The 18,517-nt window shown below is 35.1% G+C and carries 14 protein-coding genes; 4 read left to right on the top strand and 10 right to left on the bottom strand.

The window, feature by feature from the left end; all coding sequences use genetic code 11:
• Positions 1–26: 26 nt before the first annotated feature.
• The 6 genes from CCK98_RS32245 to hxlA form a co-directional block, all read right to left on the bottom strand.
• Positions 27–779, bottom strand: coding sequence for an IclR family transcriptional regulator (locus CCK98_RS32245; RefSeq protein WP_088090706.1), 753 nt, complete (start codon positions 777–779; stop codon positions 27–29).
• 183 nt (positions 780–962) lie between these two features.
• Complete coding sequence (rpe, locus tag CCK98_RS32240) at positions 963–1,628, bottom strand: ribulose-phosphate 3-epimerase (protein ID WP_088090705.1); 666 nt, start codon at positions 1,626–1,628, stop codon at positions 963–965.
• Positions 1,629–2,129: 501 nt separating this feature from the next.
• Positions 2,130–2,708, bottom strand: coding sequence for a hypothetical protein (locus tag CCK98_RS32235; RefSeq protein ID WP_088090704.1), 579 nt, complete (start codon positions 2,706–2,708; stop codon positions 2,130–2,132).
• 93 nt (positions 2,709–2,801) lie between these two features.
• Positions 2,802–4,745: a primary-amine oxidase gene (locus CCK98_RS32230; protein WP_088090703.1), complete on the bottom strand. Its 1,944-nt coding sequence runs from the start codon at positions 4,743–4,745 to the stop codon at positions 2,802–2,804.
• 419 nt (positions 4,746–5,164) lie between these two features.
• Positions 5,165–5,722, bottom strand: coding sequence for a 6-phospho-3-hexuloisomerase (gene hxlB / locus CCK98_RS32225; RefSeq protein WP_088090702.1), 558 nt, complete (start codon positions 5,720–5,722; stop codon positions 5,165–5,167).
• A 16-nt stretch (positions 5,723–5,738) separates the two neighbouring features.
• A complete protein-coding gene (hxlA, locus tag CCK98_RS32220; protein WP_088090701.1) occupies positions 5,739–6,380 on the bottom strand; it encodes a 3-hexulose-6-phosphate synthase in 642 nt (213 codons plus the stop codon).
• 725 nt (positions 6,381–7,105) lie between these two features.
• Here hxlA and CCK98_RS32215 point away from each other — a divergent pair.
• From CCK98_RS32215 to CCK98_RS32200, 4 genes are all read left to right on the top strand, one after another.
• Positions 7,106–8,110 carry a Gfo/Idh/MocA family protein gene (locus CCK98_RS32215; RefSeq protein WP_088090700.1) on the top strand — a complete coding sequence of 335 codons (1,005 nt, stop codon included), beginning with the start codon at positions 7,106–7,108 and terminating at the stop codon, positions 8,108–8,110.
• A 684-nt stretch (positions 8,111–8,794) separates the two neighbouring features.
• Complete coding sequence (locus tag CCK98_RS32210) at positions 8,795–9,814, top strand: ABC transporter substrate-binding protein (protein ID WP_088090699.1); 1,020 nt, start codon at positions 8,795–8,797, stop codon at positions 9,812–9,814.
• 259 nt (positions 9,815–10,073) lie between these two features.
• Positions 10,074–12,221: a BglG family transcription antiterminator gene (locus tag CCK98_RS32205; protein WP_088090698.1), complete on the top strand. Its 2,148-nt coding sequence runs from the start codon at positions 10,074–10,076 to the stop codon at positions 12,219–12,221.
• Complete coding sequence (locus CCK98_RS32200; protein WP_088090697.1) at positions 12,218–13,684, top strand: PTS transporter subunit EIIC; 1,467 nt, start codon at positions 12,218–12,220, stop codon at positions 13,682–13,684. Before CCK98_RS32205 ends, CCK98_RS32200 begins: the two co-directional genes overlap by 4 nt.
• An 87-nt stretch (positions 13,685–13,771) precedes the next feature.
• Here the strand turns inward: CCK98_RS32200 and CCK98_RS32195 are convergent.
• From CCK98_RS32195 to CCK98_RS32180, 4 genes are all read right to left on the bottom strand, one after another.
• Positions 13,772–15,102, bottom strand: a protein-coding gene (locus CCK98_RS32195) for an IS3 family transposase (RefSeq protein WP_088087180.1) whose coding sequence is annotated in 2 segments (ribosomal slippage) — positions 13,772–14,730 and positions 14,730–15,102 — 1,332 coding nt in all. Because the reading frame shifts where the segments join, the coding sequence is not laid out codon by codon here.
• 211 nt (positions 15,103–15,313) lie between these two features.
• The gene (locus CCK98_RS32190) at positions 15,314–16,327 is read right to left on the bottom strand and encodes a DMT family transporter (protein WP_088090696.1); all 1,014 of its coding nucleotides are present in this window, start codon (positions 16,325–16,327) and stop codon (positions 15,314–15,316) included.
• Between the two features lie 73 nt (positions 16,328–16,400).
• Complete coding sequence (locus CCK98_RS32185) at positions 16,401–17,186, bottom strand: hypothetical protein (protein ID WP_088090695.1); 786 nt, start codon at positions 17,184–17,186, stop codon at positions 16,401–16,403.
• A gap of 305 nt (positions 17,187–17,491) precedes the next feature.
• Positions 17,492–17,929: a cupin domain-containing protein gene (locus CCK98_RS32180; RefSeq protein ID WP_256942643.1), complete on the bottom strand. Its 438-nt coding sequence runs from the start codon at positions 17,927–17,929 to the stop codon at positions 17,492–17,494.
• Positions 17,930–18,517 lie beyond the last annotated feature (588 nt).

The raw sequence follows: 18,517 nt of genomic DNA, 5'->3' as shown, positions 1-18,517 counted from the left end.
TAATATCTTTATTTGAAAATTACAATTTATTTAGGTTTCACCCAACCTAGTTCTTTAGAGATTTCTTCAGCTGCTCTTTGTGTTTCACACATAAAATACCTAATTTTTTGGTCTCTAATCCTTGATTCCATACCTTCTACACTTATAGACGCAACAACCTTGTCTTCCCAAGAAAAAATAGGCGCTGCTATGCTAACTGTTCCTTTAGTTGTTTCTCCAAATGAAATGGCAATTCCTGATTCCTCGATCTGCTTTAATTCAGTGTCAAACCTTTTATAATCTTCTATTTGGCCTTGTCCTATAAGATCTCGGATCACTTGTTGCTGGGTCTTTTTTTTCATATGGGCTAGTATTACTTTATTAGAAGCACCGATTGATAATTGGGTTCGCATCCCTATCGGTTCTGCATCTTTTAGAGATAAATCCGCATTAATACACTCGATAAAAACACCATCATTACCTTCTGGAACAGTTAAATAAACACTTTCCATCGTTTTCTTTTTCAATTTTTCCATAATTGGAAGTGCATTATTGCGAACTAATAGATTATCCCTGATTGAGAGCCCTAGCTGCATTAAAGTCAAGCTTAATCGGAATTTCTTGGTTTCTTTGTTCTTAAACACAAATCCATATTCCGAAAGACTTGAAAGTAATCGATGCACTGTTTGAATTGGAATATCTAATTGGCGACTTACTTCAGTTGCACTCCACTCTTCCTTATCCTCATTAGGAATGATAGTAGTGAGCATCGTAATCGATTTCCTAATCACCTCCGACATAATCTCTCTCCTTTTCTGTAAATAATAATTCAAATAACAGGAATAGAATCAAAGTAGATTACGTCAGTAGTTGCAAAATGTACGCATCTTTAGATATTGATCTTTAAGAAAAATTACAATCAAAGCCAATGTCTAAAAATTATTTTGATTTATACTTACATGAGCCTCAAGCAATCATTTTGTCTAAAGTGAAGAAATCTTTTTTTCGTTCCTAATTATTGCAATTGCCTCTCCTCGATCTTGTTGATTATAAATGGCTGAACCAGCTACAAGAACATTTGCTCCTGCTTCGATACAAAGTTTCGCGGTTTCTGAGTTTACCCCACCATCTACTTCAATTTCAACTTGCAATTTTCTCTCTTCTATCATGCTAGCAACTTGTTTAATTTTTGGTATGACTGAATGTATGAACGATTGTCCGCCAAAGCCTGGATTTACTGTCATCAGCAATACTAGGTCAATTTCCTCTAGAACATGCTGAATCATAGAAACAGGAGTGTGGGGATTTAATACAACTCCCGCTTTCACCCCTTGAGCTTTTATTTGTTGAATGGTTCTATGCAAATGGGTACATGCTTCAACATGGACCGTTATTATATCAGCTCCAGCTTTTGCGAAAGCCTCAATATATTGATCTGGATTTTCAATCATTAAGTGTACATCTAAAGGTAACTTTGTTATAGGTCTAATTGCCTCAACAATTAACGGACCAATCGTTATGTTTGGCACAAAATGACCATCCATGACATCAACATGAATATAATCGGCTCCGCCTCGTTCAACATCTTTTATATCTTCTCCGAGCCGGGCAAAGTTAGCTGAAAGTATAGAAGGTGCAATCTTAATCATAATTAATACCTCTGCTTTCTATTAAATGGTTCTTTCTCATCTAGAATTTTCTATTAAATAAGATGAAAAATTATTTATGATGGTACTGATACTTTCTCTTTAGTTCTTGATGTTTAAGCAAGATGGGTTCATTGTCTTTCAATGCTATTTATACTTCAGCTGCGAATTTCTCTTCAAGTTCACCTTTGCATATTTTTATGTCTTGACCACACATTGTAATAAACAACTGCTAAATCGAAAATCGCTTTACTTAAAAGAAAAAAATAGGGTCTTTAATAATACTTGAAAACAGATACGGAAATAGCATTATAAAATTTCTTAAAATCCTTCCAGCAAAGAATTCAACTTTTCAATTAACTGATTGTTCTGAATTTTATTTTTATAAGTCCTATTGAAACTGATCTATTGCATAATGAAATTTTTCTATAGGTTATATGTACAAAGGTGAGGAAGTTTATAAATCGTTTTTGTACCCCACTTTACCCAAGAAAAATCACAGTTTCATTCATTGTGGTGGTGGTGTTCTTTCTGAACAATTGATTTGCTAAGTGCCGGTTTACTTTCTAGTTGTGCAAAAGTAAGTATAATCATTGCGGAAATGAGTGATGTTACAATCCAAGGAAAGCTACGAGGATAAAAAGAAATTGATTCTCCATTCTTCTTTAATTCAGAATTGATTATGAGAATTATGAATAAGGAGCTTATAATAAAAAGTACATCAGTGAATACCAACATGAGTTTAAAATTATCTAGAGGCAGCATAACTCCTAACATAGCCCCCATCATTCCTCCCATTATTCCTCCAGCAATTCCTTCTACTAGGGTAAGAAGGTTAATAAAACTTCCTACTAAAATTCCAACTGAAATACTGAAACTAATCGCTATAATTGTAGAAAGAGTTAAATCGCCTTTTACTGCAATTCCAGTAATTAAGCCCACCACTAAGCTACTTGACATTACTAATACCATTACAACAGTCATACCTGTCATATTTACTAAATGATTTTTATGATTATAAACCTTCGTTATACAGATTGTCGTATAGATTATTACTAATAAGGTACTTATGATTAGTAACATACGTTTTCCTCCGGTTTCTAGGACGAATTTTGCTGATAAATAAGGTGAAAAAGGAATTGAATTAAGCACAATTCCTTTTTCATCTATTTTTTTTTACTTATGGCAGCTTGAATTTGAATGACAGCTTGCACCTTTTTCTGGACGCGGAAGATCCAAAGCAGGATTTCCATCAAAGAATCCATGAGGTTTCAATTCAAATCCAATATAGTGAGTTGGCATTACCGGCCAATCCTCAGGACGTACCACATGGTGAACTCCCATGTTATACCAAACTACAATATCCTCATTTTCAATTGAACGATTCTCTTTTACCCAATGTTCTAGAGAATCTCCACCCTTACTTTGGTTTGGATATGTTCCAGCAGCAAACATTTGATTACGATCAAATTTGGTAACATGCAAATGATTTTTGATAAATCCTGCACGTTTCATTACACTGGATTCATCGTGTATAAATGGGACGAGATTGTGACCTGGAACTAATTCATAAGCCACCGGATCACCCACATAGTTTTTGGAATTAGGATTGGTAATCTTCCAAATCCTTCCTGTTTCCATATTTATGGTTCGTTGTGATTCTAGTTCGGTTTTTAAAGGTGTCTCTTCGGCATAGAAACCAATTAATTTCTCATTAGCTCCACCAGGCTTCGATGCAACAGTATTGTATTCTACCAATGTATTCTTTTGGCCATCGATTTGTGGATCAATACGGTAATTAAAGATATGTTGATGGATTGGCGCACTGAGCTGTGGTGCAATCTCCGTACCATACTTCGGCTTTTCGCCTTTTGGAATTGCACCAACATTTAAGATACCAGTTAATTTAGCTTCATGTTCAATTTTGCCATCTGTATAGAAATACCAGAAGAACCCATAATCATAGTTTGCTACTGTGGTAAAGAAGGAGAGTACTAAGCGACGTGAACGACGTACTTCAACATCCTCTGTTCTCCAATCTGTGTGCTTCCATGCAATTCCGTAATCCTCTTCATGAAGACAAACAGCATTAGGAATTTTATGAATTCCACCTTTACTAGTTGCCATAGTGGCATCAAAGTAGTGGATATGCCCTAAGCAGTCACAACCTAACTCTAAAGAGTTGGCTAATCGCCCGATTCCATATTCACCAGCATCAAATGCACATTGCCAGTCATGGGCAGGGTTTGTATCTCCGTATGGAACAACCATTTCAGATAAAGCTGCACGATACAATATTGGGCGTTTTTTACCTTTATCCTCATAACTTACTGTATGAAGAACTAGACCTTCTCTAGGTGTATATCCGAATCGGATATCCCACTTTTGCCATTTAATATTGTGCCCGTCAACTTCAAAGCTCGGGCCCTCTGGTTGTGTGATTTCAATTGGTTTTAAATCTGTTCGAACTTGGATATTCTCATTTTGTTCAGGTTTATAAAGGGCATGCAATGGAGGAAGTTCTCTTACACCAGAGTCTTCAATTCTAACAATTTCCATCGTACTTAAATCAACTACAGGCAGTAAACCTGTAAGAGGGTAAGCATAGGCATTGTCACCTGGAAACTTTTTTACGAAACATAATGCTTTAGCAAGCCTTCTGCCTTCATCCTCCTGGATGCCATGGTATCCCACAGACCAAGGATCAACCATAACCAAGCTTGAGTCTTCAATCCCGCGTTTACGAAGAGCCGCAATAAAGTCAGGATGTTTTTTCACTGTTTCCTCAAGCTCGCTATATTCTTCAAGAAGAAATGACGGTTGAACACCAGGGATATGTTTCCACGAAACAACTGCTTCTTTTGTAATAGAGACAACTGCTTCATAAGTTTTACTATCTTTAGTATTTAAGACGACGATGAAGGCTTCCCGTGTAATCGGATCCCCTTCTTTAAAATTTATTACAACTTCTTTTTCAGGTTCATTTAATACAACTTGTTCGAATCTTGAAGATTCAGTTAAGCCCCGTTGCTCTTTTATAATAGCAACTGCTTTAAGAATTTCCTCTCCAGTTAGTGGTTCTAATGGATGACCAACCTTTTGTAAAACTTGGTTTTGCATGTTTTTTCCTCCTCTTAATTTTTTAATATTTATTTAATATCAAATTATTTAATAAACTGTTAACTCTCCATCTAATCCCCAGTCAGAATTAGATGTATGATAACGCATTCATTTTTTCCTAAGTATATTTATTCTGAGTAATCAATTAATTGAATTCGTCAATCTTCTATTAATACAAGCAAATTTAAATAATTATAATCGGTTAATCTACCTATTAAAGGAATCATGTAAATTAATACACGTTTAAAATAAGGAACTTCGATCCTTTAAGTGGTTTCTCCAACTTAACATATACTTCAGCCAATATTCTTAGAATTGCAACCAGCAGCAATTAATTAATTCATATAGAAATAGGTTTTATATAAGGAATTTTTTTTAAAAAAATAGAATCTGTCCTTTGGCAAGTCAAACAGCTTGTCCTACTCTAAGTTCGCATGTCTGCCGTACATGACCCCAGATTCTAATCCCTTCTTACTCATAATCCTTAATATAACAGCATCAAAAAACAATAGGAGGGTTTGTTCAAATAGTGAACCCATAGGTTGAATGGTTTTGTAATCACTATCTGCACCTGCTTTTGGTTTTGCAGGGATTTTAATCGCTACATCGCTTAATTTTCCAATGGTCGACTCGGGAGAAATGGTAACAACTGCAACAGATGCATTAATAGTTTTTGCCTTTTCTGCCATTGATACCAGACTTTTTGTTTCACCTGATCCGGAAGCAATAACTAAAATGTCGTCTTCTTCAAGACTAGGAGTTACCGTTTCACCTACAACAAAGGCATCTATCCCCATATGCATCAAGCGCATTACAAAAGATTTGGCCATAAATCCAGATCTCCCAGCACCAGCTACAAACACTTTCTTAGACTCAAGGATCCGCTCTACCAATTTTTCAGCTTCATCTTCAGCTATTAGGTCTATTGTCCGATTTAACTCTTTTACAATTTCCGATGCATATTTAACCGTCGTCATAATTAAAGTCCCCTTCTTAAGTTAAAGACTTTTGTTTAATTAATTCTTGCATTTTTGCAGCTACTGCTTTTTTATCATCTTGTCCAGTAATTCCACCGCCTACAATAACAAGATCAGGCTGTGCTTTAACAACTTCAGGCAAAGTATTTAATTTAATACCACCAGCGACAGCTGTTTTCGCATTTCTTACCACACGTTTAATCGTTTGAAGTTGTTCAAACGGGGTTTCTCCAGCTGCTTGAAGATCGTAACCAGTGTGTACACAAATATAATCAACACCCAGACCATCAACCTCATATGCTCGTTTAGCAAGATCTTTCACATTAATCATATCTACTAAGATCTTTGTCCCTTGTTTTTTAGCTTCTTCTACTGCACCCTTAATAGTTGAATCGTCAGTTGCACCAAGCACGGTGATGATATTAGCTCCTGCTTCAGATGCTTTCATAACTTCATAGGCACCAGCATCCATAATTTTTAGGTCTGCCAACACGGTTAGGTTAGGGAAAGTCTCTTTAATTTCCTGAACAGCTCTAAGACCTTCATTGATAACAACCGGAGTGCCAATTTCAACTACATCAATATACTCTTCTACTTCTCTCACTACCTTGATTGCTTCTGGAATATTTACAAGATCTAATGCTAATTGAAGTTTCATATTTTTCACTCCTTAATAGTTTTGAATGCTACAACACCAGTATAAATTTCAAGTTTAAGAAATAAAAGTATGCACTTTTTTATCAGATAGTGTCTAATAATATACTATATAGGAGGATAATACTAAGAATCACTATTCTACAATTAAGAAATTATTTAGAAATATATGGGGAAAATAAAATATTTCAAGCTTTATATGGGAATCTATAAATATTTTTGTTATTTCCCTATTCTTTTACAATGAATGTAATAAGTGAGAATTTACCAACAAATCATCAAAATCATTTTAATATTTCGAAAAAATCGCAAGAAAAACCATAAAATGTCGATACATTAACGTTCATAAAATAAGGTTTATCAAAAAAATTTAAGACCTAAAAAAGTCATTTTCCCTTTACAAATCAATTTTCTGTTATATATTATATTTACAATTAAACATTAGAATATTCTGACTTTATATTAAATGATGGTGAATTTTGTTGAATTATAGCTCGCCATAAATTTTATTCTAAACAATTGTACATACAATCATACAAAATATTAAGAAAGCATTTCCTGTAGACAAGGTAACAATATTGTTTTTTAGATCTGAAACAGAATAATGATTTTAGAATGTACTAGATAATTAATAACTAAAAATAATATGTCATTTAGTTATGCCAAATCAGGATAAAAGTAATAATTTGTATTTCACCATAATTTTATAAAAGAGAAGGAGGATACTCTATGATACGTTTTGGAATCATTGGAACAAATCCGATTACCGAGAAATTTATTAAAGCTGCTAGTTTGATTGAGGATTTTTCCTTAACCGCTGTGTATTCCCGAACAGAAGAAACTGCAAGAAAGTTTGCAAAAAGGTATGGCGTTACGATGATCTTTACGGATGTCTCAGAGATGGCAAGAAGTAAGGTAATTGATGCTGTCTATATTGCAAGTCCTAATTCTTTTCATTCAGAACAGGCCATTATTTGTATGAACTATGGTAAACATGTTCTTTGTGAAAAACCAATTGCTTCGAATACAGCAGAATTACAAAAAATGATTACTGCAGCAAAAATAAATAAAGTATTGTTAATGGAGGCTTTAAAAACAACATTTCTCCCTAATTTTCAAAGTATTCAGAACAATTTGCATAAAATTGGAAAAGTTCGCCGTTACATTGCAATCTTTTGTAAATACTCTTCACGTTATGATGCTTATAAAGAAGGAACCATTTTAAACGCTTTTAATCCTATATTCTCTAATGGTTCTTTAATGGATATTGGAGTCTATTGTATTTATCCTATGGTCGCATTATTCGGGAAGCCTCTAAGTATAAAGGCTAATGGAATTTTACTCGAATCTGGAGTGGATGGAGAAGGAAGTATCCTTTTAAAATATAAAGAAAGCGAAGGTATTGTAGTGCACTCAAAAATAGCTAATTCCTATATCCCATCGGAAATTCAGGGGGAAAACGGAAGCATTTTAATAGACCAAATAGACACTCCGACAAATGTGGAAATTCGATATAAAGATGGAAGGATAGAAGATATAAACCAATCTCAAATAAATAATTCGATGTATTACGAAGTTAATGAATTTATTAATTTAATAAAGCGTAGACAATTTGAATCTTCCATCAATTCTTTTAAAAATTCTTTAATAACACTAGAAATCATAGATGAAGCACGGAAACAAATTGGACTTACCTACCCAGCTGATCAGGCTGAACCAACTTATATAAAATAAAGATTCTGAGCAAAAATCTTCTATATTAATATACTAATTGATTTTAGAAGAAAAAGTACCAAGCGAAAAATTTACAATTGTTAGGAAATCCCCATAAACAAATCCATTCTTCAAATAAAAATAGGATTCTTCAATAATTTAGTGATGTTGTCAATGATCCTGGCTTTACTTAATTTGAGGTTTTTCTTTTAACAACTAGCTCCTTTTCCAGAACATTTTCTGTATCGAAATTGTTTTTTGGGCATGAAATGCACACCTAGAGGGTTCTATGGTTTAAACGTAGTAAAAACTATCTTCTTAAGATGTATTTTTAGTAATATATATTCCCCTTTTTCAGACTGGGCTTCTATCAGCTCTCTATTCGACAGCCATTTTTCAAATTGAACATCGTCTGCATCGTATACATTTTCAATGCTTTGAGTTAGTTGGTCCTTAAGTAAATAGATTGCTTTTTAAGGAATATAAATTGCTACTTTTACTATTCTGGTGTGGAACTCTTATATGGAGTATCCATGTTTTCTGAAGCTACTCAATCCAAAAGTAAAGCTTTTTCCTTCTTTACTTGAAAGCGCTACCATTATCAGGTTCGACACAAGGAATAAGATAACGCCCTGTCTCATTGTTCTGTAAAGAACTTTTTTGTCCCGGAACATGAAGACCTTTATAGGTAGAGGGGAAATTACAATGAAAAGGTTTTTTAGCTTAATTCTTACAGTGACTCTTATATCATCGACTGTCATGTTAGGAAGCATAAATTCTGGTGCTTCTAGAATACCTACCAGAGCCATCGGGACAATTAAATTTGCTGATCCGGGTTGGGATAGTATTAGGGTGCACAACGAGATCGCAAGAATTATTATAGAAACAGGTTATGGTTATAAAACAGAAGTACTTCCAGGTTCGGAAACAGCTTCACTTTTTGCGATAAGTACTGGTATTTTGGATGTTTATATGGAGATTTGGACTAGAAGCTACCCAAAACAATATAAATCAGCAATTGAAAACGGCGATATTATAGAAGCTTCTGTAAACTTAGATGATACACGGCAAGGCCTCTTTGTTCCAACTTATGTTATTAAAGGGGATCCAAAGCGAGGTATAAAACCGTTGGCTCCTAATTTGAAATCAATTCACGATTTACCAAAATATTGGAATCTATTTAAAGATCCAGATGAGCCTAATAGAGGACGTATTTATGGTGCAATTCCATTATGGAATGCCGATAAAGTCTTCCAAGAAAAAATGAAAAAGTATAATTTATTCGAGACTTTTAATTATTTTGGACCGGAATCTCAAGCGGTATTAAATGCATCATTTATTCGTGCATATGAGGATGGGAAGCCATGGGTAGGCTACCAATGGAAACCATCATGGATTGCAGGATTATATGATATTACTGAATTAAAAGATGAACCATATAATGAAAAAGATTGGTTAGATGGGTATCGTACAGAGTTCCCTTCACAAAGATTAACTATTGCTGTTCATAATAAACTAAAGGAACAAGTACCAGAAGTTTTTAAGTTTCTAAGTAACTACTCTACAAGTAGTGCAATTACAACTGACTTTTTAGTTTATATGAAGAAACATAATGCAACTCCGCGTGAAACGGCAGTATGGTTCCTAAAAAATTATGAAGGGGTATGGAACACTTGGGTTCCGAGAGATGTAAGTGAAAAAGTAAAGTCAAATCTAAATAATTAAGGTGTAAATAATCAATCGAAGACCATCTGGAGTTTTTGTAATTTTCCGTCTAACCTATAATCATCTGAATTTTTGGGTGATAACAAAATGGATACCTTTATTTTTACAAGCTGATTGAAAATACCTACTGGAATACAAATTCCCTTGTTACAGTTAATAGAATTGCCAAAAAGTAAAAAGCAACTAGGAACGAAAAATATTATCAACAGAACCACAAATTTTTAACATGTAATGCTTAACTTGGAAGGAGACAAACAAAATGAAGATACAATTTCCTGTTATAGATTCCCGCAAAAAAGAGCTATTAAGAACACTCCTGATAACTAACAAACCCGTTTCTTATAAAGAAATATCTGAAATGTTTAAGTTAAGTACGAGAACAATACAAAGAGAAATCAAAGCTCTCAAATCCATTTTAGATATCTATGGATTAAAAATAGAGAAAAAAATTGGAGATGGTTTTGAGTTGAAAGGATCATCAGATGGGAAGGAACAGTTAAAAGAACACATAGAACAAGCAAAAGAATTGTTTGCATACTCCCCAGAAGAGCGGCAGGATGGCATTACTTATGATTTATTGCTTTCAAAGGAACCGATTAAGCAATATGTGTTTAGTAAAAAGTACGGTGTTACGGAAACGACCGTTAGCTCTGATATGGACAAAGTGAGGATGTGGCTTGAAAAGGGAGGGATTAAACTTATTCGGACACCAGGAATTGGAGTATATATTGATGGGCAGGAAAAGCAACGGAGGACGATGTTATCACGATTGCACCATAAGGATATAACGTTTGAAGAATGGCTCGAACTTTTCCATAGAAGTACAGAAACGGAAGAGGAAGAGATTCAGGTCGAATTGAGCATGGTGATTCGAAACCGAATACTACGGTTTGTTGAACCTGATAAAATCTTGGATGTTGAGCGGGTTGTTCGTCAAGTCTTAAAAGAGCAAACAACTATCGAATTAACTGACCGTAACTATGTAAATTTAATCGTGCATCTAATGCTTGCGGTCGAGAGAATAAAAAACGGAGATGTTATTGAAACACCCGATTTATCTCAGGATTATAAATTTGATATCATAATCTACTCACTTGCGGAAAGAATTGTCGAACGCCTTGAAACCGTTCTTTCAATTTCGATTCCTAAAATTGAAGTGAATTATATTGTTCTACATTTAGCTGGGACCCGCCTTTCTACTGGAAAGGAAATGATTAACTATGAAAAAGAAGAATTTACTTGGATTGAATTGACACAAAGCTTTATTCGTGCAATGGAATATTATCTAGAAGAATCATTCGAAGGTGATGAACTCCTCCTTGAAGGGTTGGTATCCCACTTTGCTCCTGCTTTTACCCGTTTAAAACACGGTCTTCAAATACATAATCCGATGCTTGAGAAAATTAAAGAAAAGTACCCAGAAATATTTTCTGCCTGTAAGAAATCGTGTGAGCTTTTAACAAATAAAACCGGTTGCCGTATTCCAAACGATGAGATTGGTTATTTGGCGATGCACATTGGAGCTGCTCTTATTCGAAAGAAAGATGCTTCTAAGAAAGAGTATAAAGCCATTGTTGTGTGTTCTAGTGGACTTGGAACATCCACCTATCTAGCTTCAAGGCTACGTACTAAAATGCCAAATATTATAGTAGAAGCAGTTGTCTCGATGAATCAGCTTGAAGGATGGCTACAGGAAAAGGTGGACGTTGATATCTTGATTTCAACGATTAATCTTCCATTTGTAAAAAATAAAAATGTCGTCATTGTAAGCCCTTTTCTCAATCAAAAAGATCGTTCAAGAATTCAAAATGCACTATCAAAAGTTAATATACCGAAACCCCTTCAAAAAAAAGTACAAGATATTACGGGAAAATCCCCTTCCGTCATGTCCCTTGCAAGATATGGGGAAGGGATGATTCAAATTTTGCGCAATCTAAAAATATATAATGATGTGAATGTTCGACCTCCTATTATCTCTAGTATTCTTAATGCAATAAAGAATGTCGAAGAAATAAGTGATTATATTGAACTTTCTAAAGACCTTGAAAAACGTGAACAGCAAGGAGGGTTTGTAATAGGTAGTTTAGCGATGGTCCATGCTAAGTCTGAAGGAGTAAAAAACTTACTTGTTGCCGTTTTTCGGTTGAAGGAACCTCTTTTATGGCCTTTTGATGATGAAGAGCAACAGTCTATTAATTCGATACTCTTCTTGGCGGTACCTAAGGAAGCTCCAAAAGAGCATATTGAAATGATAAGTGAAATTAGTTCTATGTTAATAGAGGAATCATTTGTTAATGTTTTAGTTGGATCTACGGCTGATGTCGTGAAAAGTTCTTTGGAGGTTGTATTATCGAAGGCATACGAAATGAAAGCCACACGTTCCTTAAAGGAGATTCAAGGTAAATGAAGAAACTAGCCCAATTGTTGAGCGCAATCGTTTACCAAAATATTGCTGTCATTTTAACAGCTGGAATCATTGATGGAATCTTTGGAATATATGGATGGTGGTATAATGATAGGATTTTACTTTTATTGAATCCTATTTATAACATACTTTTACCTATTTTATTAGGCTATACTGGTGGTAGATTAATAGGAGGGCAACGGGGAGCTGTTGTAGCCTCTATCGTGACTTATGGATTAACACTATCAAGTTCTACACCAGCTATTCTAGGTGCAATGATTATCGGGCCATGTACAGGTTGGGTGATAAAAAAGCTTGATAATGTGGTTAAAAAGAATTTACCTGGTGCTGGTTATGAATTACTGATTGGTAATGTACTAGCTTCGGTGATTGCTACTGTATTTACGATTTTATGTTTCTTTTATGTTGGACAAATGTTTACTACTATAGTGGAATGGCTAACAAAGATATTGGAAACAATTATTAAATCTGGCTGGCTTCCATTAACAGCAACAATTATTGAACCAGGAAAGGTTTTATTTTTTAATAATATTATCAATTTCGGTATTTTAGGACCACTAGGGATCCAACAGGCGAAAGAGCTGGGGAAATCAATTTTTTTCTTATTAGAAGCAAATCCAGGTCCTGGGTTAGGTGTTCTTCTTGCCTATTGGTTTAAAATGAAAGATGAACAAAGACAGGGTATTAAACTAGCAACCTTTATTCATTTTTTAGGGGGAATACATGAGGTTTATTTCCCGTATGTTCTAATGAACCCCCTTCTTATTATCTCGCTCATTTTAGGGGGGATGGTTGGAACGTTTACATTTCAATTGTTTAATGTCGGTCTTGCAGCCATCCCATCTCCGGGCAGTATCTTCTTACTTGTTGGTTTGGCACCAAAAGAAGATATATTAACCATTTTTTTGGGTGTATTACTTTCAGCTATTGCATCCCTTTTTTGTAGTATGTTTCTATTAAAACAGGTATCGGATTCTCCTACTTTAAAGGAAAACCATGAATTTAAAAATTTTTACAGTTTAGAGAAGTATAAAAAACGAGGTAAAAAAGAAATGGCGGAGAATATTACTCTCCTACCAATTAATAAAGAAAGAGCAGAGAAAGAAAATGTTTCAGCACTAATCAATATAAAAAACGTTAAAAACATCATTTTTGTATGTGAGGCAGGGATGGGTTCTAGTGCAGCAGGAGCCTCAATATTAAGAAAGAAGCTCGAACAAGCAAATCTTACTATAAAAGTAGAAAACTCATCTATTAGTGAAATTCCGGAGTATGCCGACTTCATCATTTGTCACCAGAGGTTCCTTTCAGTTATCCAAAAAACGGTTCCTAATAATGCTTGCTACCCGCTTAAATCCTTCACCGATATGAAAGGTTATGATGAACTGGTGGAGCGATTAAACAATTTTGTATGCTCTCCATTAGGGGAAGAGGAAAATATATGATAATACAGTTTCTGAATATAAAAGCCGATTTTCCTAATGCTGAACTGTGACCCATAAAATGGACAGTCTAAAAAAAGACCGAATATTTTAAGCTGCTAATAAGTGACTCCGGTATTGTGCCGGAGTCATTTTATTTAGGCTCCATTGATATCTGTTGGTGTTGTACTCCTCAATATAGGTTCCTATCAATCCCTGTAATTCCTCAAAGCTCTGACATGAAGAATAATCTACTTCATCCTTTAAATGACCAAAGAATGATTCCATTGGGGCGTTATCCCAACAATTTCCCTTACGGGACATAGACTGAGTAAGCTTTAGCTTTTTCACTCTTTTTTGAAATTCTGGATGCGTGTAATGGAATCCCTGGTCTGAGTGAATCATAGCTTCCGGATGAACTAGATCACCAAGTGCTACAGAGAGTTTATCCAATGTACAATAAACAAGATCCATCTTTAATGTTCTGGACAAATGATAAGCAACAATTTCCCTTGTCGAGGAGTCCTTTACACAAGACAAATAAGCCGGTTGCGCTGCTCCATAGTACACATAAGTAATATCCGTTAGCAATACTTTTCCAGGCTCACCTTGGTCAAATTCTCGATTTAATAGGTTAGAGAGAGTCTTATGTTCTTGGGTAGCTTTAGCCATTTTTTTGTAAGGATTAATTTGGCGAACCTTTGCCACTAAATTAAACTTCCTCATAATCCGTCGGATTTTTTTGTGATTCATTTCCACAAAATAGTCATTCTCTAAAATCATTTTGATAGTAAGTGCTCCAGCGAAACCCTTTTTCTTATCAAATATTTCCTTGATTAACTCATAATCATTCCAATCATTCTCTTCTCGATCAGACCGCATGCTTTCAGCCTTTACCCAAGCATAATATCCACTTCTGCTTACCTCTGCCTTCTTACAGAGGAATTTCACCATATGTATAAGCCCAAACTTTCTAATAGTTTGTTCGATAAGCATATACTTCTCTGAAACGGTTACTTTTTCTTCTTCTTCGCCTGCCTTTCTAGTTCGTCTAACTTTTTTAAGAATTCAAGCTCCGCTTCTAGGAATTTAATTCGTGCTTCAGCTTTCTTTAAGTTATCCTCAACTGAAAGAGGCTTTGAAGAGGGTCTACCAGTGCTTGCTTTTCCACGCCTTTCTGTGAAGAAACCATCCTCCCCAAACTGCTCAAATGTTTTCCTCCAGCGTTTTAAACATTCACTAGGTTTATCAGACCCAATCATTTCTAAGTCAAATCCATGTTCAATAAAAATTTGGGCAGGTCCTTTACCATTTGAATTTTCTTTAATTGCTTCTACCTTAAATTCAGGCTTATATGCGATAGAACGATCCGATACGTGTTGTACATTTGGATTCTGTTCTAGTAGTTTCATTTGAATTTCATTAAAAATAATTTTACTCATTATATGTCCTCCGCTCACATCATTGAGTTTGATTATAAACGGGTTTTTGTGAAATGGACACAGAAAAACCCGAATAAGGGACTTTTTATAAAGTGTCCATTATTCGGGTTATAGTTCATGCAAAGGAATATCGGCTTTTTGTTTCCAAAATATAAATTTAGCAATTTTGGGTTGCATGATACCTTCCGGCTTTACCCGTAGGGGTTTCAAATTACCCTGTTATTTTTGATTCTTCTAAATCTTTATTGTCAAAATCACCGGATATGTGAACTAACTCTTTAAGATTTCCTGATACAAAGAACGAACCTACTATTACGATAACTGTACCAATAATTAACTGGAAGCTGACTGGTGTATTGAATACGACTACACTAATGGCGATTGCCCAAGCGGCATACGTATTGTTAAGTGCTGTACCTCTTGCAGCACCGATTAAATGAATGGCTCTGTAGTATAATACGTAATTGGCGGCTCCTAGAAAAGCAGCTATAAGGAACAACCATACTGCGCCAGATGTTATGACTTGAAAGGTTAATGAGTATCCATGAATAATTGGTATGACTATTAAAGCATATGCAAGTGCAGAAGCTGTTTGTCTAATGACAACTGCAATTTCAGGATCAGCATCATCATCCTTCATTCCCCAAGCGCAGATTACTCCTTCTAGTCCCCATCCTATAGCTGAACCTAAAGCAAGCAATACTCCAAGTAAAAAGTGGTGATTAGAGCTTCCAGCAGATGGCATATAGCTTAATATAATGACCCCGGTTATACTTAAAACAATACCAAGCCAAGTTCTAGGGCCTATTCTTTCCTTTAAAAATATGAAAGCAAGCAGGGCTCCTATTCCAGGAAACAATGAACTAATACTTGCGGTATAGGTTGCACCTATATAATTGATACCAAGTAAATAGCACGTCATCCCAACGGGACCGCCGAATAAAGCTGCTAGTGCGATAATCAATCCGTTTCTTGTTTTCATATATTTTAGCACTTCAATAATTTTACCTTTTACAGCCATTAATAAAATCATCCAAAGAGAGGAGAAAAGGTCATGAGTGAAGGAGCTTATAAATGGAGCTAATACAATGGCTTCTTTTGTATCAATAAAAGGTGCTTTCGATAATATTACCCCAATTATGACTGTATTTATGCCCCAAGCGATCGATGAGGTAACTCCCACTGCAACTCCTTTTCTAGCCTCTGAAATATTTGTTGCATGCATTTTAATCTACCCCTTTTCAAATTACTAATATCATTCATATACCTAACACAAAATGCATTAGAAAGATTTAAGTTTAACTGTTCATTTTTTCAAGTGATTGAATACTAGTTGTATAGATTGGGTTATTACCTAGAATACCCATATAGCTTCGTGTAGAAGCCCCCTGTTCAGTAGTATGAGTGAGCATTTGAAGGGCATCGGATAGTTCAATCCGGCGATAAGTCTCTGTTATACGACCGTCGATATAAAGATGATGGCGGCCCTTACGTAATTTTTCTTTTACTTCTTCAGACAACTCTTCCGACCTATTTAGAGAGTCAAGGACATTATCTTCTGCAGCTGAGCAACTCATGATTGTGACGTCGGCATGTTTGACAAGTCCGGTAGGCGAATACGCCAAGGTACTGATAATTCGGTGTTGAGCACTACTAATTGTCTCTCTCAAGAATGTGGCAGATAAAGCTGAAATGTCCTCGACCAGCAGACGTGTTATACCGCGATCATTAATCGCCTCCAATATTTGCTCTGGGTCATCTTCGACGACAACCTCCTTGTGTGGTGGCCATACATCCATCCAAGAATGGTTCATGTGTAATTTTCCTACATGGAAGACAAAATTCTCGGGGTAGATTCGCAGTTTACCAGGCTCGTCTCCTAGCTTAGGACGATGAAAATCGTAAAAACGTGTTAACGCTGACATGAGCAGGGCACTTGCACCCATGCCTCCACCAGCTTGCCGTACAACAACTCCAATACGATCGTGCTCATTGAATCCAGGGAATATGTCTTCCAAAAAAACCTTGTTTCCGTTAATCCCAAAATCAAAATCAGCATAACTCATCATATTTATCGTGTGCATCGCTTGCTAGCTCCTTCCCTTTGTATGTCTAGATTTGATAGATATCACTTTTGAGTAGAAAAATCATAATGTTATATATCAATTATTGATTATCGATTTTTCTCCCTTTAAAATTAATGTGCAGAAAATTCAGATTTTTTATATTAAAAACATACTATTGAGTTAATAAACACCCTATAGAATGTTTTATTTACTTATGAGCTCGTCCCTTCTTGATGGGCAACCCGCTCATTTTGTCGTTCCACAGAAGATTCTAGTTATCAGACAAGTGCCATTGTTTGAGTTGAAAATTTTTTATCGTAAATTTACATAAATAAAGGTTCAGGTAATCTATGTCCTGTATAAATAGCTTCTCCATCGCTCTCTCCATCAAAAACAACAGTTGTATCTGGGGTAAAGATGAAGACATCGCCTCTTTCTGCTACATATTTTTTCCCTTGATCATCACGTACCACAATTTTCCCTTTAATAATGGTCTTTACTTCTAAGAATGTATACGTAAATTCAAATTCTTCTCCAGGCTGCATAGCAAAGTATCCTAACTGTAATGCATTTTGTTTTGAAGTAACCGGCACATCAATGATTTGGCTTTTAACAGCTGGAATCCCTAACACGTTATTTAATTCAATCTTTTTATAAGTACCTGCCTTAATTAGCTGTACACCCGGTTTTTGACTTAAGTAATTAAATTCTGTTTTTGTTGCTGTTTTTTCGCTCATCTTCTTCCCTCCATTTTTTTTTATTATTTCTACAGCGTTTTCAACTCTAAGGTCCTACCTCACTTACTTAATAGGAGAGGTAAAATCACTAATATAAATCTAAATATTAGTTTAAGCATTGATTCCGCTTTCATATTTTAATTTTATCATCAATAGATATCATTTTCGTTCTCTAGATTCCTAAGGTTTGTCGCATTCAAAATGCGACAAAACTAGATTTGGTTCAAAGATAATTTGATAGAAAATGAAAGACTGAATTGCCTATTAGTGTTACGAGCACCTGGTTCATTAAATTCTTTAAAGGGATTAGGTCTGTTAATGAATTGAGGTAATTGTTTAACTGTGGTAGGACTCTTTAATGAAATCCGAGCCAGATGTTATAATATAGTGATATTTCTAGATGTATTTTGGAAGATTACCACTTTAGATACACCATAATATTGAGCAAATAAGTTGTTTAATTTTAACAGCGTAAAGCCGCATTCTTTTGATGAAGAATGCGGCTTTTTCAAAAAATAGTTGTTTACTTTTGACAAAAATCCGAATATTAGACACACATTTAATAGCAAAAAAGGACTTTACTAAATTCGTTACTCAACAATAGCGTCTTAT

Origin of the sequence: Bacillus sp. OV166 (genome assembly GCF_900177675.1) — a bacterium.
GTDB lineage: Bacteria > Bacillota > Bacilli > Bacillales > Cytobacillaceae > Neobacillus.
This window is presented reverse-complemented; position numbering and strand designations above follow the sequence as displayed.